The following is a 24,012-nucleotide window of genomic DNA, read 5'->3' on the forward strand; positions in this document are numbered from 1 at the left end:
CGGGCGGGTGCGGAGCGGGCTGAGGTGGGGCGGGTACGGAAGAGTGCGGGGCGGGTACGGGGTGCAGGCCGCTGCTTCCCGTACCCGCCCGGTCCATGGGCCGCGCCGCTGCGAGGACCGCTAGGACGCGGCCTGGCGGAAGCGGGTGGTGCGGTGGATCGGGTCGGTGTCGATCTTCGGGATGACGTGCTCGCCGATCAGCCGGATGGTCTGCGCCGTGTTCTCCGGCGAGATGCCGATCGGCAGTCCGAACACCAACTGGTCCGCCCCGGCCGACTCCCAGCGCTTGCACTGCTGCAGCACTTCGTCCGGATCGCCGCAGATCAGCAGTTCCTCGGCGATCAGCAGGTCGATCAGCTCCTCGGTGTACTCGGGGATCAGCTCCGGCCAGACCGGGATCCCCTCGATCCGGGGGAAGGTGTCGTGGTAGCGGAACAGCAGCGACTGCAGGTAGTTGAGCCCGCCGCCGACCGCGATCCGGCGGGCCTCCCTGCCGCTCTCGGCGCAGATCGCGGTCGAGGTCACCATCACGTTGTCGTTGACATACGCGCCGATCGGCTCGGCGTCGCGGATCGCGTTCTTGTAGGAGTCGACGACCCACTCCATGTCGGAGACCTTCTGCACGCTGAAACCCAGCACGCCGAGGCCCTTGCGGGCGGCCATCTCGTAGGAGGAGGGGCTGCCGGCCGCGTACCACATGGCCGGGTGCGCCTTGCCGTACGGCTTGGGGAGGACCCTGCGCGGCGGCAGCGACCAGTGCTTGCCCTGGAAGCCCTGGTACTCCTCCTGCAGCCACATCTTGGGGAACTCGACGATCGCCTCCTCCCAGATCTCCTTGGTGCCGTCCATGTCCGTCAGTTCGGGCATGAAGCCGAGGATCTCGTGGCTGCCGGCGCCGCGTCCGGTGCCGAACTCGAAGCGGCCCTCGGAGAGGTGGTCCAGCATGGCGACCCGCTCGGCGACCTTGACCGGGTGGTTCACCTTGGCCAGCGGGTTGAAGATGCCGGAGCCCAGGTGGATCCGCCCGGTGGCGTGGGTGAGGTAGCCGATGCACACGTCGTTCGCGGAGATGTGCGAGTACTCCTCCAGGAAGTGGTGCTCGGTGATCCAGGCGTACTTGAAGCCCGCCCTGTCGGCCTGGACGACGTAGTCCATCTCCTCCATCAGGGCGTGGTGTTCGGCCAGGGGGTCGACCTGGGATCGACTCCTGGGTACGTAGCCCTGGATGAAGATGCCGAACTCCATAGCTTCACCGCCCTGTTTGGGTGATTCATATCTGACGACCCGTCAGATATGGCTTGACTCTTACATCGTGGGCCGAGGCAGTCAATAGCCGACGCAGCGTCAGCGGCGGGCCGCGCGGGTCATCCGATCGACACCCCGGCCAGCCAGCCGCCGTCGACGATGATCGGCTGCCCGGTGATGTACGAGGAGTCCTCCGAGGTCAGGAACAGCGCCAGCTTGGCGATCTCGTCGGCGCGGCCGATCCGGCCCAGCGGGACCACCCGGGCGTACAGCTCCGCGACCGCCGCCGCGAGCGAGGCGGCGTCCTCGGCGCTCATCGCCGGGGCGCCGACAGCGCCTCCCGCGCCGGGTGCGCCTCCCGCGCCGCGTGCGTTGCCGAAGGCGTTCGCGGGGTTGGCCATCGGGGTGTCCACCGAGCCGGGGCAGATGGCGTTCACCCGGATCCCCTTCGCCGCCAGTTCCAGTGCCGCCACCCGGGTCATGCTGAGGATCGCGCCCTTGGTCGCGGCGTACGAGGTCAGCAGGGCCATGCCGGTCTGCGCGGTGTACGAGGCGGTGTTGACGATGCTGCCGCCGCCGGCCGCCTCGATCGCGGGCGCGGCGGCGCGCATCCCCAGGAAGCAGCCGACCTGGTTGACCCGCACCACCGTCATGAACTCTTCGAGCGGGGTGCTGACCAGTTCGTTGAAGCGGAGGATCCCGGCGTTGTTGACCAGGCCGTCCAGCTTCCCGAACGCACTGACGGTCGCCTCCACAGCGGCCTCCCAGTCCGACTCGTCGCCGACGTCCAGGTGCTGGTAGCGCACCCGGTCGTCGCCGAAGCGGAGGGCCAGTTCCTTGGCCAGCGCCTCGCCCTGGTCGTCCAGGACGTCGGCGACCACCACGCGAGCGCCCTCCTCGGCGAACAGCCGCGCCTCCTGCTCGCCCTGGCCGCGGGCGGCTCCGGTGATCAGGATCGTGCGACCGAGCAGCCGCCGCATTCCTTCGGACTTGGACATGGGGCTTCCCTCCGGGCGACGGCAACTACGGATCTGACGCACCGTCAGTCTCTGGCGAACGTGATGAGGAGGGAAGGGCCGCGGGGCAGCAGAATCCTGCGGCCCCCGCAGGCCCCTGGCGGGGGGCGGAGCCGGGGCCACGCTCGGTGCTGGGCCCCGCCGGGCGGGGGCCGGGCAAGCGGGGGCCTGCGGCCCAGAGGCCCTGGGCCGAGCAGGGGCCGGGGTAGAAGCCCAGGACCGGGCGGGGTGGGAGCAGGGGCCGAAAGGCCAGGCCTGGGGGCAGAAGTGGCCCCAGGGCGCAGGAACCCCGGCTACAGACTCTGCGGAGCCAGGGCCAGGCGGCGCAGGAAACCGGGGGCAGCAGCAGCCCATGGACGGGCGGGGCGAGCCGAGTAGCCAGGCACGCAGGAAGCGAGGGCCAGCGGCCAAGGCCCGGCAGCGGCGACGAACGCGGGGTAAGCGAGCTGAGCCGGGCGCGAACGGGGCCGGGCAGAGCAGAGCAGGGCAAGGCCGGGCAGGCGGAGCCAAGCAAGCGGGGCCCGGGCGAGCGGGCCGGGAGAGCGGGGCCGGGAGAGCTGCGCAGAAGGCAGCAGCCCAAGGACGGGGGCCGGTGGGTGAATGGGAGTTGGGGCTGGCACGCAGGGACCGGACCCGGAGGCCCGGGCCGGGAGCAGGCGCCTGCGGCCCGGTGCGCGGCGGGCCTCAGCGGGGGTAGGCGCCCGATCAAGCTCACGCGCGGCCGAGCCCCGGCGGCGGGCTCTGGTAGCCGGGCCAGCACACCACCGAGGTGGCGCTAAGCCGGGGCGGCGCCATGCCGGGACAGGTGCCAGCGGCTCGGTGCGCGGCGGGCCTCAGCGGGAGTAGGCGGCCGATCGGGCCCGCGCGCTGCTGAGCCCCGGCTGCGGGGCTCTGGTAGCCGGGCCAGCACACCGCCGGGGCGGCGCCGTGCCGGGCGGCGCCATGCCGGGGCAGGTGCCCGTGGCCCGGTACGCGGCGGGCCCCAGTGGGGGTAGGCGGCGGATCGGGCCCGCGCGCGGCCGAGCCCCGACGGCCGGGCTCCGGTGGCCGGACCAGCGCACCGCCGAGGCAGCGCTACGCCGAGGCAGCGCTACGCCGAGGCGGCGCTACGCCAAAGCGGCGCTATGCCGGGGCGGAACACCGTCGGAATTGGGACAGGGTGCGGCCGGGCCTCCAGCGGAAGGGCTACCCGGTGTGGCGGCCATGGCGGCGGGTGGTGAGGATGACGCCTGCGGCGATGGCTAGGGCTGCTGCGCCGAGCAGGCCGGCTGCCGCGAAGCCGGTGGCGGCGAGGCCGCCGCCGGCCGAGGCCTGGGCCGGGGCGGTCGCCGAGGCGGACGGCCGTGGGGTGGATGGGTGGCTGCCGCTCGGACCCGAACTGGGCCCGGTGCTGGGGCCGGAGCTGGGTGGCATGGGCCCGCCTCCGGACGCGGACGGCGTAGGCGTCGGCGAGGGCGTGGGCTGGTCGACCAGGACATCCACTGAGCAGGGCGGCACCTCGACGCGCTGCGCACGCGTGCCCCGCTGCACCTCTGCGTGTCGCTGCAGTTTGGCGTGTCGCTGTACCTCGGCGCGGCGCGGCTGGGTTCGTCGCTGCACCTGCACGGGCCTCCGCTCCGGACCTGCCGCTCCCGCCGCACTGCTGGAGTCGCTGGAACCGGAGGAACCAGAGGAACCAGAAGCACCTGCCGCGCCCGCCGAACCGGAGGAACCCGCCGTACCCCCCGTGCCCGCTGCCACGTCCAGCGGGCTGGGCGGCGGGCCTGGCTCGGCGCAGGTCGCGTTGGGGATGGTGGTGCCCACCGTGTTGTGCAGGAGCAGGTCGCCGCGGTCCGGGGTGTTGACGGTGACCGAGTAGGTGACCGTGGTCGAGTCCCCCGGCTCCAGCGGGCCGGTCCAGTGCAGCGTCTTCTGCACCGGCACGACGGTCCCCACGGTCGCCGTCGCGTCATCGTTGTAGACGGCGTCGTCGAGGACGCCGCTCAGGTCGTCGGTGAAGTCGGCCGGGTCGAGCCTGACCTCCCCGGTGTTCGTGGCCTTCACCGTGTAGGTGACCGTGCTGCCGGGCTCGGCCCGGGTCGGCGAGGCGGTCTTGGTGATCTCCAGACCCGGCGTCAGCTGCTCCACCTGCACCACCGCGGTGGAGGGGTTGGAGGGCACGTCCTTGCCACCGGGGTCGGTTCCGTGGGCGGTGGCGGTGTTGCTCAGCTCGCCGGTGAAGGAGTCGTTGACGGTGATCACATGGGTGCCGGTGCACTGCATCGAGGCGGTGGGGCTGCCCACAGGGCCGAGCGAGGTCTCCGGGCAGACGATGTCGCTGACCAGCGGATCCGTCACGGTGACCGGGCTCAGTGTCGAGGTCCCGGTGTTGGTCACCAGGAAGTTGTAGGTCACGGTGTCGCCGACCCGGTACGTCCGCCGGGTGCCCATCAGCCGGTCGGAGGCGACGGTCTTCACCAGGTTGAGCTGGTCCAGCGGGACGACCGAGGACTCCTGGAGGTTGCGGATCAGATGGGTGTCGATCAGTCCGCCGGACGACCCGGTGAAGCCGAACTTGTAGGTCTTCGGCGCGGCGATCTTCATCTGGTACTGCAGGACCTGCTGGAAGCCCTTGCCGTCGTGGAAGTCGATGTCGATGGTGATCAGCGGCTTCTCGTCCGGACTCACCGTCAGCATGACCGTGCGCCGCGCCGTGTCGGGCACGGTCACACCCGGCTCGCGCAGGCTGCCGGGCAGCGTCGTCACATAGGAGGGCGGGATGCCGGGGGACAATCGCATGGTCGAGTCCAGGAAGCAGTACCCCTCGATGCCCTCCCCCGGCCCGCGCAGCGTCACCGAGTCGGTGACCTGCCGGTCGGGGGCGACCGGCGACTGCTCGTCCGGCGGGCAGTCCTTGCCCCGGTACTCGGCGTCATTGGCGAAGTTGCCGTAGGCGTCCAGGCCGATGCCCAGGAAGCCGCCGACCACACCGGGGGTGAGGTTCCGCTGCGCATAACCGAGCGACCCGCCGTCGGCGCCGGCGTGGGTCAGGTCGACCGCGCCGTCGACCAGCAGGAAGCCGATCCCGTCCGCGCCGTTGCCGCCGTACTGGTACTGGTCGAAGCTCACCTCGAGACCGCCGTTGCCGGGCAGCGGACGGTTGTAGAGCAGGCCGCCGACCCGGTAGTTCGCGCCGTCGGTGAGCTGCAGCCAGCCCGGGGTCTGCCCGGGCGTCGGTACGTACGGGACGGTCTGGTCCGGGCCGTCGCACGGCCCGGTCGCGGACTCGTCGGCCGGTGGCTCGGCCGCGGCCCCGGTCAGGCAGACCGAGTCCAGCGGCACGAAGCCGGGGTCGGCGATGGAGCTGCCCTGGAAGGTCTCGTCCAGCAGCACCGAACCGCGGCCCGCGCGGTGCTGCTGCGCGGACTGCGGCGGCGGCGCGGAGGCGACGGCCGGGATGACGAACGACCCGCACAGCGCCGCGACGGCGAGGACTGCGGTCAGGGACACCGCCCCGTGCGGGGACCGGACACGGCGGTGGCAGGGTCGGATGATCACATTCTGACGCTACGTCAGCAGCGGGCCCGGTCCGGGCACCCGGGGCCCTCGCGCAACCGCACTCCACCCGGACGGCTCACACCAGCGGAAGCACCTCTGCCGCGATCCGCTCCAACTGCTCCAGGTACTCCCCAACCCCGCGGCTGCGCGGCCGGAGCTGCAGGTGCGTGGCACCGGCCGCGACGTAGCCGCGCAGGGTCTCGGCGAGCTGCTCCGGCTTGCCGGACACCGAGCGGCGGCCCAGATGCCAGGACGGTTCGCCGACGTAGAGCGCCGGGGGGATCACATTGACCGCGAACGGGCCGCCGCGCCCCGCCTGTTCGCGGGTGGTCCGGATCAGCTCCAGCTGCTCCGGCAGCGTGGCCAGGGTGTCGCCCTGCGACAGCCAGCCCTCGCCGAGGGTCGCCGCCCGGCGCACCGCGCGCGGGGACGAGCCGCCGACCCACAGCGGCGGACGCGGCGACTGCACCGGACGCGGGCTGACGCTGAGTCCGCTGAACGGGAAGCGCGGCCCCTCGTGCACCGGAAACTCCTCGCGCAGCGCCAGGTCCAGCGCGACCAGGGTCTCGTCCAGGATCGCCCCGCGCTGGTGGAAGTCGACGCCCAGCGCGGCGAACTCCTCCGGGACGTGCCCGGCGCCGACGCCGAGCAGCAGCCGTCCGCCGCTGAGCTGGTCCAGCGTCGCGTACTGCTTGGCCGACAGCAGCGGGTGCCGCAGCGGCAGTACGGCGACGTGCGAGAGCAGCAGGGTGCGGGTGGTGAGGGCCGCCAGCCAGCCGAGGGTGGAGACGGGGTCGTACCAGGTGGCGCCCATCGCGCCGGCCAGCCGCTCGGGGATGGCGACGTGGTCGCAGACGGCGACGTAGGCGAAGCCGAGCCGGTCGGCGGCCTGCGCGGCTGCGGCCAGCTCGGCCGGGCCCGCGGTGGTCTCCCAGGGTTCGCAGTAGAGGGTGCTCTGCGACTGGACCGGCAGCTGGACACCGAAAGCGGGTGGAACCGAAGCAGGCTCGGACACGGGTGCGGCGGGCTCAGACATGGGCCGACCCCTTCCACAGCCCCTCCGGGGTCAGGTCGAGCAGCTGGATCGCGTTGCCGCGCACCAACTGCTCCACCACCTCCGGCTCCAGGTGGCCCATCTGCGACTCGGCGACCTCGCGGCTCTTCGGCCAGGTCGAGTCGGAGTGCGGGTAGTCGGTCTCGTAGAGGACGTTGGCCCCGCCGATCGCGTCCAGGTTCCTGACGCCGTGCGGGTCGTCGAAGAAGCATCCGTAGATGTGCTCGGCGAACACCTCGCTCGGCCGGGTGAACACCTTGTCGGCGACGCCGCCCCAGGCCGCGTTCTCCTCCCAGACCACGTCGGCGCGGGCCAGGATGTAGGGGATCCAGCCGATCTGGCCCTCGGCGTACATGATCTTCAGGCCGGGGAAGCGGTCGAACTTGCCGCTCATCAGCCAGTCCACCATCGAGAAGCAGCAGTTGGCGAAGGTGATGGTGGAGCCGACGGCGGGCGGGGCGTCGGCCGAGGTGGACGGCATCCGCGAGGAGGAGCCGATGTGCATGGCGATGACCGTCCCGGTCTCCTCGCAGGCCCGCAGGAACGGGTCCCAGGAGTCGGTGTGGATGCTGGGCAGCCCCAGGTGCGGGGGTATCTCGCTGAAGCACACCGCCCGTACCCCGCGCGCGGCGTTGCGGCGCACCTCGGCGGCGGCCAGTTCGGCGTCCCAGAGCGGGACGATGGCGAGCGGGATCATCCGGCCCCGGGCGACCGGGCCGCACCACTCGTCCACCATCCAGTCGTTGTAGGCGCGGACGCAGAGCAGGCCGAGCTCGCGGTCCTTGGCCTCGGTGAAGGTCTGCCCGCAGAACCGCGGGAAGGTCGGGAAGCACAGCGCGGACTGGACGTGGTTGAGGTCCATGTCCTCCAGCCGCTCGGGTATCGAGAACGAGCCCGGACGCATCTGCTGGTAGGTGATCGCCTCCAGCCGCACTTCCTCCCTGGGATAGCCGACGGCGGTGTCCAACCTGGTCAGCGGGCGGTGCAGATCCTCGTACACCCACCAGTCGGCGATGGTCCCCTCGCTGCCGGGAGCGCCCATCCGGGGCGCGAACCGGCCGCCGACGAAGGTCATCTCGGCGAGCGGGGCGCGGACGATGCGGGGGCCGGTCGCGCTGTACTTGGCGGGCAGGCGGTCCTGCCAGACGTTCGGCGGCTCCACCGTGTGGTCGTCCACCGAGATGATCCAGGGGAAGGTGTCCTTGGCTTCGTTGGCGGCGTGGGCGTCGTTGGCATCCATAGCGGCCAGGCTAGCGCCGATCTGACGATCCGTCAGGTACTGCGACCGGACATGGCAGCGCCCCGCTGCTCCGCAGGGCAACGGGGCGCTGCCCCTCCCCGCGCGGACAGGCAGCGCACGCGCGGGGCCGGTGGGGCGGGCGTCAGAAGGAATCAGGAGGCGGCGAGGGTGCCCAGGGTGACCGTCGTGGTCTTGGAGGAGCCGTCGCGCAGATAGGTGACCGACACCTGCTGCCCGGGCTGGAGTCCAGCCAGGACCTCGCTCAGGTCGTTGGAGCTGGTGATGGTGGTGTTGCCGAGCTTGGTGATCACGTCCCCGGCCTGGATCCCGGCCTTGGCGGCGGCCCCGCCGCTGACGACCGAGACCACGCCGGCACCGGTGTTCGCGTCGCCGGCGCTGGTCAGCACCGTCCGCGAGGTGATGCCCAGGGCGGCCCGGCCGGAGTTGGTGACCTTGCCGTCCTTGATCATCTGGTCGGCGAGGCTGGTCACGGTGGACGCCGGGATCGCGAAGCCGATGCCCGGGGCCTGGGCGCCGGTCTGGCCGGCGTCGGTCGCGGCGAGGGTATTGATGCCGACGATCTGGTCGGAGAGGTTCACCAGCGCGCCACCGCTGTTGCCCGGGTTGATCGCGGCCGAGGTCTGCACCATGTTGGGGATGGTCGCCCCGGGCGACTCCTGGCTCGCGGGCTCGGAGACGGTGCGGCCGACGGCGGAGACGATGCCCTGGGTGACACTGCTCGCCAGGCCCAGCGGATTGCCCATGGCCAGTACGATCTGCCCCACCTCGACCTTGGTCGAGTCGGCGAAGGTGGCCGGCCGCAGCCCGCTCGGCGGCTTGGACAGCTTGATCACGGCGAGGTCGCTGGCCGGGTAGGAGTAGACCAGCGTGGCGGCCAGAGTGTCGGAACTGTTGGCCAGGGTGACCTGGAAGCTGGTCGCGCTGCCGATGACATGGGCATTGGTGACGATGTCGCCCTTGTTGTCGTAGACGATCCCGGAGCCCAGGCTTTCCCCGGCGGTGATCTGGACCACCGAGGGCAGCACCGACTTCACGGTGTCCTGGTAGGCCGTCTGCAGGTCGTTGTTGACGGTCATGCCCCCGGCCCCGGCCCCGGCGGACGCGGACGCCGAGGAGGAGCCGGAGCCGCCGTACTTGGGGTCGCTGCTGCATCCCGCCGCCGCGGCGAGGACGAGCCCGACCCCGGCGGCGAGAGCGACGGCGGTGGCACGGCGGTGCGTACGAGGAGAACCGGAAGTCTCCATGGTCGCGACCTTCCTCTCGGACTCTCGGGCTCTGGCTGGACCAGGGAGCAGCATGGGAGATTTGTACCTATTGTCCATTTCCAGAAGTCCACGCCCGCGCAGGCGCGCCGAAGGCCCGGCACGGACGGAGAGCGATGGGGGTCGCCATCCGGCCACGCCGGGCCTTCGGACCGAAGCAGGTGCGGCTGCCGCCGCAGGCCCGAGCCGCTACAGACGCAGCCGCTACAGGCCGAGCGACTTGGCGATGACCAGCTTCATGACCTCGCTGGTGCCGCCGTAGATGCGGAACACCCGGTTGTCGGTGTAGAGGCGGGCGATCGGGTACTCCAGGATGTAGCCGTAACCACCGTGCAGCTGCAGGCACTTGTCGACCACGCGGGAGCAGACCTCGGTGGTGAACAGCTTCGCCTTGGCGACATCGGCCGGGGTCAGGTCGCCGGTCTCGAACGCCTCCAGCGCGCGGTCCACGACCGCCTGGGCGGCGTCGACCTCGGCCTCGCAGGCGGCCAGCTCGAACTTGGTGTTCTGGAAGCCGGAGACCGGCTGGCCGAAGACCTTGCGGTCCTTGGTGTAGGCGACCGCCAGGTCCACCGCCGCACGCGCGGCGGCGTAGGCGCCGACGGCGATGGCCAGCCGCTCCTGGACCAGGTTGTGGGCCAGGTAGAAGAAGCCCTTGCCCTCCTCGCCGAGCAGGTTGGCGACCGGGACCTTGACGTCCACGAAGGACAGCTCGGCGGTGTCGGAGGTGCGCAGCCCGATCTTGTCCAGCTTGCGGCCGACCGTGTAGCCCTCGGACGCGGTGTCGACGCAGAGGATCGACAGGCCGGTGCGGCGGTTGTCCGCGGAGGCCGGGGAGGTGCGGCAGACCACCAGCATCAGGTCGGCCTGGACGCCGCCGGTGATGAAGGTCTTGGCGCCGTTGAGGATCCAGTGCTCGCCGTCCTCGGAGAGCTTGGCGTTGCTGGTCATCCCGGCCAGGTCGGAGCCGGTGCCCGGCTCGGTCATGGCGATGGCGGTCATCATCTCGCCGGAGACGAACTTGGGCAGCCAGCGCTTCTTCTGCTCGTCGTTGGCGTACTCCATGATGTAAGGCAGGCACAGGCCGGTGTGCACACCCGAGCCGCCGAAGCTGACGCCCGCGCGGGCGCACTCCTCGGTGACGATCGCCTGGTACTTGAAGCCGGTCATCCCGGCGCCGCCGAACTCCTCCGGCACCTCGATGCCGAACACGCCCAGCTCGCCGAGCTTCAGGTAGAAGTCCTTGGGCGCGGCCCCGGCCTTCTCCCACTCGGGGTAGACCGGCACGACCTCCTTGGCGATGAAGTCGCGGATGGTGTCCCGGAACGCCTCGTGGTCCTCGGTGAATACGGTGCGGCGCACGATGGCGCTCCCTTCCAGCATCGGTACTTCCGACATCGGTACTTCCGGCACTTGTCGAACGAACGTTAAGTTAATCGCCAGTAGGGCGACTGTCCAGGGGGCCCGGGTGTGATGTGCACCCCGGTGGGCCGCCCGGCGGCTGAACGATCGATAGGGCGCCTTTGAACTTTCCTGTGGCCCCGCCTGCCTGCTCAACTTACGATCACTCTGTCCGTATTGTCCTGTTGTCCGGCTTGTCGTGATGACGCGAGGAAAGGCGGCTCCGGGGTGGACGCACACCAGGCACGGCGCACTGCGGCGGAGGCATGGATCTACGGATACGCCCTGCTGGAGAACTACCGGACCATGTACCCGCAGGCCGTCGACAGCGAGGACCCCCGCTTCGTCGGGGGCTTCGGCGTCTTCCGGCACTACTCGCAGCCGTTCACCCCGGCCAACACCGACGTGGTCACGCCCAACAACGACACCCCCTACTCCTGGGCCTGGCTGGACCTGCGGGCCGAGCCCTGGGTGGTGTCGGTCCCCGCCGAGGACCGCTACTACGTGCTCCCCTTCCACGAGCTGGACACCTCCTACGTCGGCTTCGTCGGCGCCAGGACCACCGGCACCGGGGCCGGGACGTACCTGGTGGCCGGTCCTGGCTGGGACGGGCCGCTGCCGGCGGGGCTGGACGGGGTGCTCCGTGCGGATACCCAGCTGGTCGGGATCCTCGGCCGCACCTACCTGGCCGGCCCCGAGGACGTGCCGGCCCTGCGGGCGCTGCAGCAGCAGTACGAGCTCCGCCCGCTGTCCGCCCACCTGGGGACGCCCCCGCCCGACCCGGCCCCGGAACCGGTGTGGCCGGTCTGGAAGGAGGAGTCGCTCGACACGGTGGAGTTCCTCACCGTGCTCGACTTCCTGCTCGGCTTCTTCCCGGTGCTGCCCGAGGAGGCCGAGCTGCGGACCCGGCTGGCCGCGCTGGGCGTCAGCGGGTACGGCGAGTTCGAGCCCGCCGCGCTGGACCCCGGGATCGCCTCCGCCGTCGGGCAGGGCATCGGCGACGCCAGGGCCAGGCTCACCGCGGCGGCGGCCGACGCCACCGACTCCACCGGCTGGTTCGGCACCCGGGCCGACCACGGCCGCGACTACCTGACCCGGGCCGTCGGCGTGCACAAGGGCCTCTACGGGCTGCCGAGCCAGGAGGCCTGGTACGCGGGCTGGGCGCAGGACAGCGAGGGCAACCGGCCGGACGCGTCCCGGCGCGACTACACCGTGCACTTCCCGGCCGGGAAGCTGCCCCCGGCCCGCTTCTTCTGGTCCGCGACCATGTACGCGCTGCCCAGCAGGCTGCTGGTGGAGAACCCGATCGACCGCTACTCCATCGGCGACCGCACCCCTGGCCTGGTGTACGAGCCCGACGGCGGGCTCACCCTGTTCGTCCAGCACCGGCGCCCGGACGACCCGGCGCGGGCCGCCAACTGGCTGCCGGCGCCGGACGGTCCGTTCAGCATCGCCATCCGGTTGTACGGGCCCGACCCGGGGGTGGCCTCCGGGTCCTGGCCGCTGCCGCAGCTGACGCCCCGTCCATGAGGACAACACTCCTGAAGCGGCTCGGCCGGCCCACGCCCTCGGACGTCTCGTCCGGTCTGGTCACCGGGCTGTTCAGCATCCCCGAGGGCATGGCCTACGCCTCGATCGGCGGCTTCAACCCGGTCACCGGCATCTACGCCGGTGTCTGGCCGACCGTGGCCGGCTCGCTCCTCGCCCGGACCGTGCTCATGGTCACCACGCTGACCAGCGCCATCGCGCTGACCGCGCACAGCGTGCTGGGGGACGCGAAGCTCGATCCGACCAAGGCCGGGAACGTCGCCGCGCTGACCCTGATGGTCGGGGCGGTGATGCTGCTGTTCGGGCTGCTGCGGCTGGGCGTGGTGCTCAGCTTCGTCTCGAACGCGGTGATGACCGGCTTCTCGACCGGGATCGCGGTGCAGATCATCACCGGCGTGCTGGACGACGCCACCGGCTACAAGCCGCCGGAGCACAACAAGCTGGCCGACCTCGGCGACTGGATCGGCCACTTCGGCTCCTGGCAGACCGCGCCGACACTGGTGGCGCTGGCCACCGTCTGCGTGTATCTGGCGGCGCACCGGGTCAAGCGCCTGGAACCGGTGGCGCTGCTGGTCGCGCTGGTGGTGGTGACCGTGGCGGTGGGGGTGCTCGGGACCGGGGTGAAGCTGGCCAAGGACATCGGGACGATTCCGGGGGCGCTGCCGCCGGTCTCGCTGCCCGACTGGTCGGCGATGCCGCACCTGTGGGGCGGCGCGCTGTCGGTGGCCCTGGTCGCGCTGGCGCAGGCGGCCGGGATCGGGGCGTCCGTGCCCAACCCGGACGGCAGCCGCTCGGACATGAACGCGGACTTCCGGGCCCAGGGGCTGGCCAACCTCGGCGGCGGGTTCACCTCCGCGCTGCCGGCCGGCGGCTCGCTGTCCAGGACCGGGGTAGCGGTGAGCGCCGGGGCGAAGACCCGCTGGGCCGGGATCTTCGCGGGGCTGTGGCTGGCGCTGATCGTGCTGCTGTTCGGATCCTTGGCCGGACGGATCCCGATGCCGGTGATCGGTGGACTGATCCTGGTGATCGGGATCGAGCTGATCGCCGGGCGGCGCCAGGACATCCTGCTGGTGCTGCGGACCTCCCGGCTGTCCGCGCTGGCCATGGTGGTGACCTTCCTGGCGACCACTCAACTGCCGCTGCAGCAGGCCATCATCATCGGCGCGGTGCTGTCGCTGCTGCTCTACTGCGTGCAGGCGGCCCGGCAGTCGCGGCTGGTGGCGCTGACCCCGGCCGGCGACGGCGACTGGACCGTGGGGCCGGTGCCGCCGCGGCTGCCCTCCGACCAGGTGACGGTGCTCTACTACGGCGGGGTGAACCTCTTCGCCGAGCTGCCCCGGATCGACGCGCAGCGCCCCGACCCGCACGGCAGCGAGCGCGCGGTGGTGGTGCTGGCCGTCCGCGGCGCCCCGGACGTGCCGTCCTCGGCGGTGCTGAAGCTGCTCGGCCGGTACGCGGACGAGCACCGGGCCTGCGGCGGCCGGCTGATCGTCGCCGGAGCCGGCGAGGCCACCGCGCGGCTGCTGGAGCAGACCGGGGTGTCCGCGCGGCTGGGCGAGGGCGGGGTGGTGCGCAGCACGCCGCGGCTGATGGAGGCGGTGGAGCAGGCGGTGGCGGAGGGCCACCGCTGGATCGCCGAGCGGCAGCGCGAGCAGCGGGCCGGAGGGTCGGCACCGGGGCAGGAAGCCTGACGGTGCCGACCGTGGCCCGGGGGCGTGCTAGTCGGTGAAGTACCCGGTCAGGTCGGCGACCAGGTCGACCGTCCCGGTCCGGTTGAAGAAGACCGCCCGGCCCTTCACCACCGGCACGATCACCAGGCCGGAGACCAGCTCGCCCTTGCCGAAGCCGAGGCTGGTCGCCGTCGGGACGGTCGGCGGCCCGTACGGGAGGACGGTGACGGAGCCGTCGGCCGAGGGCCGGACCGCGGTGACGTTGAGGACCACCGCGGTGGCGCTCAGCGGGACCCCGTCGCGACCGCCCACCTGCAGCGTGACGGTCTCCCCCGGGCCCACCCGGCCGGCCCGCACCCCGGTGCCGTCGCGGGTGTCCATGACCCGGACCGGGCCGGCGGTGTGCAGCATCCCGCCGCTGCCGTCGGTGGTGAAGTACCCGTCCAGGTCGGCGACCAGGTCGACCGTCCCGGCGCGGTTGGAGAAGTCCACCGTGCCGTCCAGCACCGGGACGATCACCGTCCTGGGGCTGAGCTGCCCGGGGCCGAAGGTGAGGTCCGACGCCGCCGGATTCCCGGCGCCCGAGCCGTCCGAGCCGTCCGGGTGGACGCTCACCGCACCGGCGGCGGTGGGGGCGACCGCGGTCACGTTCAGCACCACCGCGGTGACCCCGTCGGCCGGCACCCCGGCCGTGCCGGCCACCTTGAGCTTGAGGACGCCGCCGGGCCCCAGCCTGGCCTTCGGGGCGCCGGTGCCGGTGACCGTGCTGAGGATCCGGGTCGGGCCGCTGGGCACGAAGGTGGAGCCGACGGTGGCGTCGGTGGTGAAGTAGCCGGTCAGGTCGGCGACCAGGTCGACCGTCCCGTTGTGGTTGTAGAAGTCGACCTTGCCGTTCACCACCGGCACCACGGCCAGGTCGGACTGGGCCAGGTCCGCGGCGTAGCCGTAGTCGACCGTGGGGACGGCGGGCAGCGCCCGGCCGTCCGGGTGGACCGTGATGAACCCCGGTGCGGAGGGCTTGACCGCGGTCACCTGGAGCACGACCGCGGTGACCCCGTCGGCCGGCACCCCGGCCGTGCCGGTGACCTGCAGCGTGACCGTGCCCCCGGCCGGGACCCGGGCGACCGGGACCCCGCCGGTGCCGGTCCTGGTGTCCAGCACCCGGGTCGGCGCGACCGGCACCAGGTTCCCGGCCGGCGGGGCCTTCGGCTTGATGGTCTGCACGTCGGAGGCCAGGACGTAGGCGAGCCGGTGGTTGTAGCGGATCTCGTAGTACTGGGTGGTGCCGATGACGACCTTGCACGCGGCGGTGCCGCACTTCCTGCCGTCGTAGTCGTAGTAGTCGCCGGTCACCGGGGTGGAGCCGGTGGTGGTGTACGCCTGGTTCGAGGTGATGGTGTAGTCCGGCAGCGCCACCAGCGGCCGGGCGTCGGCCGGGACCCCGGCCGCGGTGTACGCGGCGGCCTCCGGGTAGGCGCGGCCGTAGACCGCGATCGCCGCGGTGCCGCTGTTCGGTATGACCAGGCTCTGGCCGGGGTTGCTGTTGGCGTAGCTGTTCACCCCGCCGGGGTTGTAGAACCAGGCCTCCTGGCCGCCGTACCAGATCGCGGTCCAGGAGCCGGAGACAGCGGCCACCACGAAGCTCTGCCCGTAGACCGCCTTGTCGCTGACGTCGGCCAGGCCCGTGCCGGCCTGGGCCGCTCCGGCCGACTGCAGCAGCGGGTCGCCGATCAGCGGCGCCGCGGAGGCGGGCGCGGTGCGCAGGTAGACGAAGTTCGCCGGGTGGGCCACGCAGGCGCCGCCGCTGCAACCGGTGAGCACCGGCTTGTTGGACGCGTAGTCGGGGGCGATGGTGACCGTGCCGCCGACCATCGGCAGGCCGGTGCCGTCCAGCGCCGGGGCGCCCAGCAGGCTCAGGTAGTGGGCCCAGTCCCAGTACGGGCCCGGGTCGTCCTGCTGGCCGCCGGCGCCGGCGCCGGTCGGAGCGGGCACGTCGTCGTGGCCGAGGATGTGCTGCCGGTCCAGCGGGATGCCGTAGAGCGCGGCCAGGTTGCGCACCAGCGCGGCCGAGGCCGCGTACTCCGGCTCGGAGATCCAACTGCCGGCCCTGAGGCCGTAGCTCTCGTTCGCCACCCCGATGGAGTGCGCGTCCAGGGTGTCGTTGCCGGCGTGCAGGGCGACGTCCGAGGTCCGCACCAGCTGGGTGACCGCACCGGTCGCGGCCACCACGAAGTGGTCGCTGGCCGGTGCGGCGGGGTTGTTCGTCCGGATGGCGCTGACCATGGCGGCGGCGCTGCCCGCGGTGGTGTCGATCACGATGTCGCGGACGGCGTCGCCGTCGGTCGGACGCTTCGCCGTCTCCACGTTGCCGCTCGCCGCGGCCAGGTAGGCGCAGCTCCGCAGCCCGGTCGCGGTGCCCGCCTCGCAGGGCCGGGCCGGGCTGGGGGTGGCGGCGAGGCTGCGGGCCACGGTGGGCCCGGCGCTGCTGAGCGCGGCCGGTGTCCGCGGCCTGACCGAGGGGTCGGCCCGCAGCGCCACCGTCTGGTGGTCGTCCGTGGTGCGGGCCGCGCCGGTGGCGATGACCTGGTAGACCCGGTCGGCGAACTGCTCCTGGGTGGACGCGTCGGGGCCCTGCGAGAACCGGGCGACCGCCGCGTACCACTGCCCCGGGTCGGTCGGCAGCGAGCCCTCGGCCTGCTGCTCGTACGAGGCCAGCAGGGCCGCGCCGCCGCGGACGCTCTGCTCCATCTGGCCGCGCAGCGCCGCGTCGGGCTGCTGGATCAGCGCCGCGGCGGCGTCCAGGGTGTGCAGCGCGGGGAGCGTGGTGTCGACCGTCCCGGAACCGGCCGGCAGGTCGGAGCGGCCGACCGAGGTGAGGCCCATCACGTTGTAGTTGCCGGTGATGCTGGGGCCGCCCTGGTGCGACTCCCAGAGGGTCTGCTGGTAGGAGACCGCCAGCAGCACGGCCACCGGGACGTGGAACTCAGCCGCCGCCGCGGCGAAGTCCGCCTGCAGCGCGGTGGAGGGCGCCGGAGCGGGCTGGGCGGCGGCCACGATCCGTACCGGCGCCGGTACGGTCCCGGTGGCGGCGTCGGCCACCGCGCCGACCACCAGGCCGCCGACGGCCAGCCCGGCCGCGGCGCCGGCCCAGAGCCGTGACTTGGCCCTCCCGTGTTTGGCCGAACGCTTCGAAGCCGGTCCCCGGGCCTTGCCCCGGGCCGACCGACCATGTCTCGCTGTCAACGCTTGAGCCCCTGCCCTGTACTCATGTACGGGTCAGCCGTGACGCCCCGGTCCCCCCGGTCCCCCTGGCTCCCAGCCTTGCTACCCCGCATCTGTGAACGCTGCCCGCGTCACCGAAGACCGCGGTGCTCGAAGATTTCCCGAAGATTTCCGAACGCGATTCCGCGATTCGAACGCATGCCAAGTCCGGGGAGAGGCTAGCAGGAGCTGGTTCGGTTGCGACCGTTGGGGCTCCTGTGCTGTAACCAATCGTGCGACGATATGCACATGGTTGACGCGAACCGCACACATCGCAGCGACGCTCCCGCCAGCGAGGAGCCCCTCTCCCCCACCGGCCCCCAGCAGGTCATCGAGTACGGCGACTACCGCGCGGTGGTCACCGGCGTGGGGGCGGGCCTGCGCGCCCTCAGCCATCGCGGCCGTCCGCTGATCGTCAAGCACCCGGTGGACCAGACCGCGCCCGGCGGCGCCGGACAGCTGCTGGTGCCGTGGCCCAACCGGATCCGCGACGGCCGGTACGCGTTCGACGGCCAGCAGCAGCAGCTCGACATCAGCGAGCCGCCCAACCACAACGCCAGCCACGGCTTCGTCCGCTGGCTGCCCTGGCGGGTGGTCGCCGAGGACGCCTCCTCGGTCCGCCTCGGCCTGCGGCTCTACCCGATGCACGGCTACCCGCACATCCTGGAGCTGACCGCCTCCTACGAGCTGGGCGAGGACGGCCTGGGCGTCTCGGTCTCCGCCCACAACGTCGGCCCCACCGCGGCCCCGTACGGCATCGGCGCGCACCCCTACCTGACCCTGGGCCGGGGGCCCGGTAGCGTCGACGAGATGGTGCTGGAACTGCCGGCCGACACCTGGCTGCCGGTCGACGAGCGGATGATCCCGACCGGCGAGCGGAACGACGTCAGCGGCGGCCCGTACGATTTCCGCAAGGCCCGCGGCATCGCCGACACCCTGCTGGACACCGCGTTCACCGACCTCCAGCGCGACCAGGACGGACGCGCCAGGGTCCGGTTGACCAGCGGCGGCGGCAACCGGGGCGTGGAGCTCTGGGTCGGCGAGGGCATCGACTGGCTGCAGGTCTACTCGGCCGACGGACTGCCCGGCGGATACCGGCGCGCGGGCGTCGCGGTGGAGCCGATGAGCTGCCCGCCGAACGCCTTCGCCACCGGCGAGGACGTGATCCGGCTTGAGCCGGGCGAGCGGGTCACCCACCAGTGGGGCATCCGCTCGCTCTAGCAGCGGCCACACAGCATCTCCAACAGCAACTTTCCACTGACGCAGGGCCCCTCTTCCGCCGTAGAGTTGGGCTGACGAGGGGGTATCGCACATGCGCATGACGCAGGGGTGGACCAGCACGGGGCCGCAGTCGGCCGAAGAGATGATCACCGAGGCACGCAAGGCGTTCTTTGTGATGTTCGGCTTCATGGTGGTCATCTGGGCGCTCCAGATCGTCAACTGGGCCGGCCACTACCAGCTGGACCGGGAGTACGGGCTGATCCCGCTCCGGGTCAGCCGGCTCCCCGAGATCCTCACCTCGCCCTTCCTGCACTTCAGTTGGCAGCACATCGAGGGCAACTCCGGGCCGCTGTTCGTCTTCGGCTTCCTGGCCGCCTACCGGGGCGTGGTCCGCTTCCTCTGGCTCACCCTGCTGGTCGCGCTCACCAGCGGTTTCGCCGAGTGGTTCTTCCAGGGGACGAACACCCTCGGGGTGGGCGCCAGCGGGCTGATCTTCGGTTACTTCGGCTACGTGGTGCTGCGCGGGATCTTCGACCGGCACCTGATCGACACCCTGATCGGCGTGGTGATGGCGGCCTCCTTCGCCTACCTGGTCACCATCGCGCTGCCGGGCACGCCCGGGGTCAGCTGGCTGGCCCACCTGGGCGGGCTGATCGGCGGCATGGCCGGCGCCTGGCTGCTGCGGGACCGCAGGGAGAAGGCGGTGGCGGCGGCCCCCGCCCCGGCCGGGTCCGTGCCCGCGCAGCGCCCGGGGGCGAACCTCCCGGTGCAGGCCTCCGGCGGCCCGGCCGGGCCGGCCGACCCCAGCCGCAGTGACCTGCACAAAGAGCTCGGCGACCTCGGCCTGCTGTGACCGCCGCGGCGGTCGGTTAAGCGAAGCTGGGAGCAACGGCACCAAATTGCCACAGAATCCACAGGGCGGCCACAGACCGGCCTCATCGATTTCTCATCTGCTCTCGGCACCGTGTCGGCATGACCACAACTTCCCCTGCCTCCGACACGGCCCCCGTCGACCTCCGCCGCCCCGACGGCTCCCCCGTCCGGGTGCTCGTGGTCGACGACGAGGCGCCGCTGGCCGACCTGCTGTCCATGGCCCTGCGCTACGAGGGCTGGCAGACCGCCACCGCAGGCGACGGCGCCGAAGCGCTGCGCGGCGCGCGTGAGTTCCGTCCCGACGCGGTGATCCTGGACGTGATGCTGCCCGACATGAGCGGGCTCGAGGTGATGCGCCGGCTGCGCGCCGACCAGCAGGACGTGCCGGTGCTGTTCCTCACCGCGAAGGACGCCGTGGAGGACCGCATCGCCGGACTCACCGCCGGGGGCGACGACTACGTCACCAAGCCGTTCAGCCTGGAGGAGGTCGTCGCCCGGCTGCGCGGACTGCTCCGCCGCAGCGGCGCGGCGGCGGCCCGCTCGGAGTCGGTGCTGGTCGTCGGCGACCTGACGCTGGACGAGGACAGCCGCGAGGTGTTCCGCGGCGACGACTCGATCCGGCTCACCGCCACCGAGTTCGAGCTGCTGCGCTTCCTGATGCGCAACCCCCGCCGGGTGCTCAGCAAGCCGCAGATCCTGGACCGGGTCTGGTCCTACGACTTCGGCGGCCAGGGCAATGTGGTCGAGCTCTACATCTCCTACCTGCGCCGGAAGATAGACGCCGGGCGCAAGCCGATGATTCACACCATGCGCGGCGCGGGCTACGTGCTGAAGCCCGCCGACGCGGGAGCGCCGGGGCGATGACGTCGGCGACGGGCAGCGGGGCCGGCCGGTTCCGGAGCTGGTCCACCTGGTCGCTGCGGACCCGGCTGCTCGTCACCACGACGCTGATGCTGGCGGTGGTCTGCGGTGTGATCGCCCTGGTCATCACGCTGGCGGTGAAGGCCGACCTGATGGCCTCCGCCGGTGACCGGCTCCAGCAGGCGCAGAGCCGGACGAACCCCGGCGGCGGGCCGGCTCACGGGTCGTTGCCGGTGCAGCAGGCCGGCGGCGGCGACAGCGCCCTGGCCTTCGTCCACTTCCTCCCCGAAGGGACGATCGGTGCCGTGGTCAGCAAGGGGTCGGTGACCGCCGGTCAACCGGTGGTCGGCCTCGACGCCCACGCGCAGCCGCAGTTGAACATCACCCCGCTCACCGCCGCCGAAGCGGCACCGCTGGCGGCGGCCGTTGGCCAGGCCGGCAATGTGACGATCAACCTGCCCGGTCTGGGCGACTTCCTGGTGAGGGCCCAGCTCGATCCCGACACCGGCGACACCAAAGTGGTCGCCGTCCCGATCAACGGCATCGAGACGACGGTCAACCAGCTGATCGCGGTCGAGGCCGTGGTCACCGTGGGCGGCCTGATCGCGGCCGGCTTCCTCTCCTTCGCGCTGATCAGGGTCTCGCTGCGACCGCTGGACCGGGTCGCCGCGACCGCCGTGCGGATCTCCCGGCTGCCGCTCGACCGCGGCGAGGTCGGCGAGCTGGTCCGGGTCCCCGAGGCGGACACCGACACCAGGACCGAGGCCGGGCAGGTCGGCGCCTCGCTGAACCGGCTGATCGAGCACGTCGCCAGCGCCCTCGCCGCGCGGCACGCCAGTGAGACCCGGGTCCGGCAGTTCGTCGCCGATGCCAGCCATGAGCTGCGCACCCCGCTGGCGTCCATCGCCGGCTACGCCGAGCTGACCCGGCGCGGCCGGGAGACCGTGCCGCCGGACACCGCGTACGCGCTGAGCCGGGTGGAGTCGGAGGCCGCGCGGATGACCCGGCTGGTCGAGGACCTGCTGCTGCTCGCCCGCCTGGACGCCGGACGCCCGCTGGACCGCGCACCGCTGGACCTGTCCCCGCTGGTCATGGACGCGGTACGGGACGCCCACGCCGCCAGCCCGGGCCACCGCTGGCAGGTGGACCTCCCGGACGACCCGGTGATGGTGGACGGCGACGCGCACCGGCTGCACCAGGTGCTGGTCAATCTGCTCGCCAACGCGGGCAAGCACACCCCGGCCGGAACCGTGGTCACCGCCTCGGTCAGCAGCACCGCCGCCGATCGCAGTTGCGAGCTGCGGATCACCGACAACGGGCCCGGGATCCCGGAGCAACTGCTGCCCACGGTGTTCGAACGCTTTGCCAGGGGCGACAGCTCCCGCTCCCGCGCGGCCGGCAGCACCGGCCTCGGCCTGGCCATCGTCGCGGCCGTCGCCGCCTCGCACGGCGGCCAGGTCAGCGTGCAGAGCGAACCGGGCCGGACGGTGTTCGCGGTGCGGCTGCCGCAGGCGGCGTCCGAGCCGACGGAGCTGCTGGCCGTCAAGCGACGGGTCGTCAACCAACAGGTCGTCAACCGATAGCCGTCTCACAGCACCGGCATACGTCGACGACAGGGCGGCGGGCGAGATTGGGAGGGTGTCCAGTCCGCAGCCCCGAGAAGGTTCCCCGATGACCGAGACCGCCCCGCAACCCCACGTCCTCCCGCCTGCCGGCATTCCGTCGGCGCCCGACGCCGGGCCGCCCGCACCCGGCGCACCAGCGCGCGACCCGCGCTGGGTGCGGCCCGCCTTCGTCGGCCTGCTGCTGGCCACCGCCGTGCTCTACCTGTGGGGCCTCGGCGCGTCCGGCTGGGCCAACCAGTTCTACTCGGCGGCGGTCCAGGCCGGGACGAAGAGCTGGGAGGCGATGTTCTACGGCTCCTCCGACGCGTCCAACTTCATCACCGTGGACAAGCCGCCGGCCTCGCTGTGGCCGATGGAGATCTCCACCCGGATCTTCGGGGTCAACGCCTGGGCCATCCTGGTCCCGCAGGCGCTGGAGGGCGTCGCCACCGTCGCGGTGGTGTACGCGGCGGTCCGCCGCCGCTTCACCCCCGCGGCGGGGCTGATCGCCGGCGCGGTGCTGGCGCTCACCCCGGTCGCGGCGCTGATGTTCCGCTTCAACAACCCGGACGCGCTGCTGGCGCTGCTGCTGGCGCTCGCCGGCTACGCCGTGCTGCGGGCCCAGGAGCAGGCGCAGACCCGCTGGCTGGTGCTGGCCGGCGCGTGCGTCGGGACGGCGTTCCTGGCCAAGACCCTGCAGGCGTTCCTGATCCTGCCCGCGCTCGGCATCACCTACCTGGCGTTCGCCCCCACCGGGATGTGGCGGCGGATCAGGCAACTGCTGGTGGCCACGCTGGTCCTGGTCGTCAGCAGCGGCTGGTGGGTCGCCATCGTGGAGCTCACCCCGGCCGCGTACCGGCCGTTCGTCGGCGGCAGCCAGAACAACAGCTTCCTCGAACTGACCTTCGGCTACAACGGGTTCGGGCGGCTCAGCGGCGCCGAGACCGGAAGCGTGGGCGGCGGGGGCGGCGGCGCGGGCGGCACCGGGATGTGGGGTGCCACCGGTCTCGGCCGGCTGTTCGGCTCCGAGATGGGCGGACAGATCGCCTGGCTGCTCCCCGCCGCGCTGCTGCTGCTCGCGGCCGGGGTCTGGGCGACCTGGCGCACCGTCAGGACCGACCGGCAGCGGGCGGCCTTCGTGCTGTGGGGAATCGCGCTGCTGACCACGTTTCTGACGTTCAGTCTGATGAAGGGGATCTTCCACCCGTACTACAACGTGGCGCTGGCCCCGTACATCGCGGCGCTGGTCGGCATGGGCAGCGTGCTGCTGTGGCAGCGCCGGCAGAGCTGGTTCGGGTCGGCGACGCTGGCGCTGGCGGTGGGTGCGACCGCGGTGTGGTCGTACGTGCTGCTGGAGCGCAGCGCCGACTGGTACCCCTGGCTCCGGTACGCGGTGCTGGTCGTCGGGATGCTGGCGGCGCTGGGCATCGTCTTCGCCGGGCAGCTGCCGACCGGGATCGCCCGCACCTTCGCCATCACCGGCCTGATCGCCTCCCTGGCCGGGCCCGCGGCCTACACCCTGCAGACGGCCGGCACCGCGCACGGCGGCTCCCTGCCGACGGCGGGGCCGACCGTGGCCGGCGGCGGCTTCGGCGGCGGGGGCGGGGGCTTCGGCGGAGCGCGCGGCGGCTTCGGCGGCGGCGCGGGCGCGCCGGGCGGCGGTGCCGGCGGCGGCGCTGTCGGCGGGGCAGGCACGGGCGGCACCCCGCCGCAGGGCTTCCCCGGCGGCGGCACCGGCCCGCGCGGCGGCGCGGGCGGTACGGCCGGGGGCGGTGCCGCCGCCGGCGGCGCGGGCCGCGGCGGGGGTGGCGGGACCTTCCTGAACGGCTCCACCCCGGGCACCGCGATCACCGCGCTGCTCAAGGCCGACGCCTCCCGGTACACCTGGACCGCGGCGGCCATCGGCTCCCAGAACGCCTCCGGCTACCAACTGGCCACCGGCGAACCGGTGATGTCCATCGGCGGCTTCAACGGCACCGACCCGGCGCCGACCCTGGCCCAGTTCGAGCAGTACGTCCACGCCGGAAAGATCCACTACTTCATCGGCGGCGGAACGGGCATGGGCGGCGGTGCCGGGACCGGCGGCAGCAGCGACTCCAGCCAGATCTCCAGCTGGGTCGCGGCCCACTACAGCTCCAGCACGGTGGACGGGGTGACCGTCTACGACCTGACCAAGGCGAAGACCACCAGCTAGGCGG

General features: G+C 72.4%; 15 protein-coding genes. 7 read left to right on the forward strand and 8 right to left on the reverse strand.

Annotation, left to right across the window (positions count from 1 at the left end):
• Nucleotides 1–120: 120 nt before the first annotated feature.
• The 7 genes from ACEZDG_RS08050 to ACEZDG_RS08080 all read right to left on the reverse strand — a co-directional run bounded on the left by ACEZDG_RS08050 (nucleotide 121) and on the right by ACEZDG_RS08080 (nucleotide 10,737).
• Nucleotides 121–1,245: an LLM class flavin-dependent oxidoreductase gene (locus ACEZDG_RS08050; RefSeq protein WP_380504563.1), complete on the reverse strand. Its 1,125-nt coding sequence runs from the start codon at nucleotides 1,243–1,245 to the stop codon at nucleotides 121–123.
• A 119-nt stretch (nucleotides 1,246–1,364) separates the two neighbouring features.
• Nucleotides 1,365–2,225 carry an SDR family NAD(P)-dependent oxidoreductase gene (locus ACEZDG_RS08055; protein ID WP_380505453.1) on the reverse strand — a complete coding sequence of 287 codons (861 nt, stop codon included), beginning with the start codon at nucleotides 2,223–2,225 and terminating at the stop codon, nucleotides 1,365–1,367.
• 1,221 nt (nucleotides 2,226–3,446) lie between these two features.
• Complete coding sequence (locus ACEZDG_RS08060) at nucleotides 3,447–5,750, reverse strand: DUF7507 domain-containing protein (RefSeq protein ID WP_380504566.1); 2,304 nt, start codon at nucleotides 5,748–5,750, stop codon at nucleotides 3,447–3,449.
• A gap of 124 nt (nucleotides 5,751–5,874) precedes the next feature.
• Complete coding sequence (locus ACEZDG_RS08065; RefSeq protein ID WP_380504569.1) at nucleotides 5,875–6,834, reverse strand: TIGR03619 family F420-dependent LLM class oxidoreductase; 960 nt, start codon at nucleotides 6,832–6,834, stop codon at nucleotides 5,875–5,877.
• Nucleotides 6,827–8,092: an amidohydrolase family protein gene (locus ACEZDG_RS08070; RefSeq protein WP_380504572.1), complete on the reverse strand. Its 1,266-nt coding sequence runs from the start codon at nucleotides 8,090–8,092 to the stop codon at nucleotides 6,827–6,829. The genes ACEZDG_RS08065 and ACEZDG_RS08070 overlap by 8 nt, the downstream gene beginning before the upstream one ends.
• A 152-nt stretch (nucleotides 8,093–8,244) precedes the next feature.
• On the reverse strand, nucleotides 8,245–9,357 hold the full coding sequence (locus ACEZDG_RS08075; RefSeq protein ID WP_380504575.1) for a S1C family serine protease: 1,113 nt from the start codon (nucleotides 9,355–9,357) through the stop codon (nucleotides 8,245–8,247).
• Nucleotides 9,358–9,579: 222 nt separating this feature from the next.
• Entirely contained in the window at nucleotides 9,580–10,737 is a 1,158-nt protein-coding gene (locus ACEZDG_RS08080; protein WP_380504578.1) for an acyl-CoA dehydrogenase family protein, read from the reverse strand.
• 267 nt (nucleotides 10,738–11,004) lie between these two features.
• Here ACEZDG_RS08080 and ACEZDG_RS08085 point away from each other — a divergent pair, with 267 nt between their 5' ends.
• Entirely contained in the window at nucleotides 11,005–12,306 is a 1,302-nt protein-coding gene (locus ACEZDG_RS08085) for a DUF1254 domain-containing protein (RefSeq protein WP_380504581.1), read from the forward strand.
• On the forward strand, nucleotides 12,303–14,015 hold the full coding sequence (locus ACEZDG_RS08090) for a SulP family inorganic anion transporter (RefSeq protein ID WP_380504584.1): 1,713 nt from the start codon (nucleotides 12,303–12,305) through the stop codon (nucleotides 14,013–14,015). The genes ACEZDG_RS08085 and ACEZDG_RS08090 overlap by 4 nt, the downstream gene beginning before the upstream one ends.
• 27 nt (nucleotides 14,016–14,042) lie before the next feature.
• Here ACEZDG_RS08090 and ACEZDG_RS08095 read toward each other — a convergent pair whose 3' ends face one another.
• The gene (locus tag ACEZDG_RS08095) at nucleotides 14,043–17,237 is read right to left on the reverse strand and encodes an N-acetylmuramoyl-L-alanine amidase (RefSeq protein WP_380504587.1); all 3,195 of its coding nucleotides are present in this window, start codon (nucleotides 17,235–17,237) and stop codon (nucleotides 14,043–14,045) included.
• A 267-nt stretch (nucleotides 17,238–17,504) separates the two neighbouring features.
• Here ACEZDG_RS08095 and ACEZDG_RS08100 point away from each other — a divergent pair, with 267 nt between their 5' ends.
• From ACEZDG_RS08100 to ACEZDG_RS08120, 5 genes are all read left to right on the forward strand, one after another.
• Complete coding sequence (locus ACEZDG_RS08100; protein ID WP_380504590.1) at nucleotides 17,505–18,476, forward strand: aldose 1-epimerase family protein; 972 nt, start codon at nucleotides 17,505–17,507, stop codon at nucleotides 18,474–18,476.
• 91 nt (nucleotides 18,477–18,567) lie between these two features.
• Nucleotides 18,568–19,329, forward strand: a complete 762-nt coding sequence (locus ACEZDG_RS08105; protein WP_380504593.1) for a rhomboid family intramembrane serine protease — start codon at nucleotides 18,568–18,570, stop codon at nucleotides 19,327–19,329.
• Nucleotides 19,330–19,448: 119 nt separating this feature from the next.
• Complete coding sequence (locus ACEZDG_RS08110) at nucleotides 19,449–20,213, forward strand: response regulator transcription factor (protein ID WP_380504596.1); 765 nt, start codon at nucleotides 19,449–19,451, stop codon at nucleotides 20,211–20,213.
• The gene (locus ACEZDG_RS08115) at nucleotides 20,210–21,793 is read left to right on the forward strand and encodes a sensor histidine kinase (RefSeq protein WP_380504599.1); all 1,584 of its coding nucleotides are present in this window, start codon (nucleotides 20,210–20,212) and stop codon (nucleotides 21,791–21,793) included. The genes ACEZDG_RS08110 and ACEZDG_RS08115 overlap by 4 nt, the downstream gene beginning before the upstream one ends.
• 88 nt (nucleotides 21,794–21,881) lie before the next feature.
• The gene (locus ACEZDG_RS08120; RefSeq protein WP_380504602.1) at nucleotides 21,882–24,008 is read left to right on the forward strand and encodes an ArnT family glycosyltransferase; all 2,127 of its coding nucleotides are present in this window, start codon (nucleotides 21,882–21,884) and stop codon (nucleotides 24,006–24,008) included.
• The last annotated feature ends 4 nt before the right edge of the window (nucleotides 24,009–24,012 follow it).

Source organism: Streptacidiphilus alkalitolerans (assembly GCF_042511045.1).
GTDB classification, from domain to species: Bacteria; Actinomycetota; Actinomycetes; order Streptomycetales; family Streptomycetaceae; genus Streptacidiphilus; species Streptacidiphilus alkalitolerans.

What these genes read in the sequence shown, in the direction of transcription:
- ACEZDG_RS08050 (WP_380504563.1), bottom strand. Translation starts at nt 1,245, where the DNA reads ATGGAGTTCGGCATCTTCATCCAGGGCTACGTACCCAGGAGTCGATCC.
- ACEZDG_RS08055 (WP_380505453.1), bottom strand. Translation starts at nt 2,225, where the DNA reads ATGCGGCGGCTGCTCGGTCGCACGATCCTGATCACCGGAGCCGCCCGC.
- ACEZDG_RS08065 (WP_380504569.1), bottom strand. Translation starts at nt 6,834, where the DNA reads ATGTCTGAGCCCGCCGCACCCGTGTCCGAGCCTGCTTCGGTTCCACCC.
- ACEZDG_RS08070 (WP_380504572.1), bottom strand. Translation starts at nt 8,092, where the DNA reads ATGGATGCCAACGACGCCCACGCCGCCAACGAAGCCAAGGACACCTTC.
- ACEZDG_RS08075 (WP_380504575.1), bottom strand. Translation starts at nt 9,357, where the DNA reads ATGGAGACTTCCGGTTCTCCTCGTACGCACCGCCGTGCCACCGCCGTC.
- ACEZDG_RS08090 (WP_380504584.1), top strand. Translation starts at nt 12,303, where the DNA reads ATGAGGACAACACTCCTGAAGCGGCTCGGCCGGCCCACGCCCTCGGAC.
- ACEZDG_RS08100 (WP_380504590.1), top strand. Translation starts at nt 17,505, where the DNA reads ATGGTTGACGCGAACCGCACACATCGCAGCGACGCTCCCGCCAGCGAG.
- ACEZDG_RS08105 (WP_380504593.1), top strand. Translation starts at nt 18,568, where the DNA reads ATGCGCATGACGCAGGGGTGGACCAGCACGGGGCCGCAGTCGGCCGAA.
- ACEZDG_RS08110 (WP_380504596.1), top strand. Translation starts at nt 19,449, where the DNA reads ATGACCACAACTTCCCCTGCCTCCGACACGGCCCCCGTCGACCTCCGC.
- ACEZDG_RS08115 (WP_380504599.1), top strand. Translation starts at nt 20,210, where the DNA reads ATGACGTCGGCGACGGGCAGCGGGGCCGGCCGGTTCCGGAGCTGGTCC.
- ACEZDG_RS08120 (WP_380504602.1), top strand. Translation starts at nt 21,882, where the DNA reads ATGACCGAGACCGCCCCGCAACCCCACGTCCTCCCGCCTGCCGGCATT.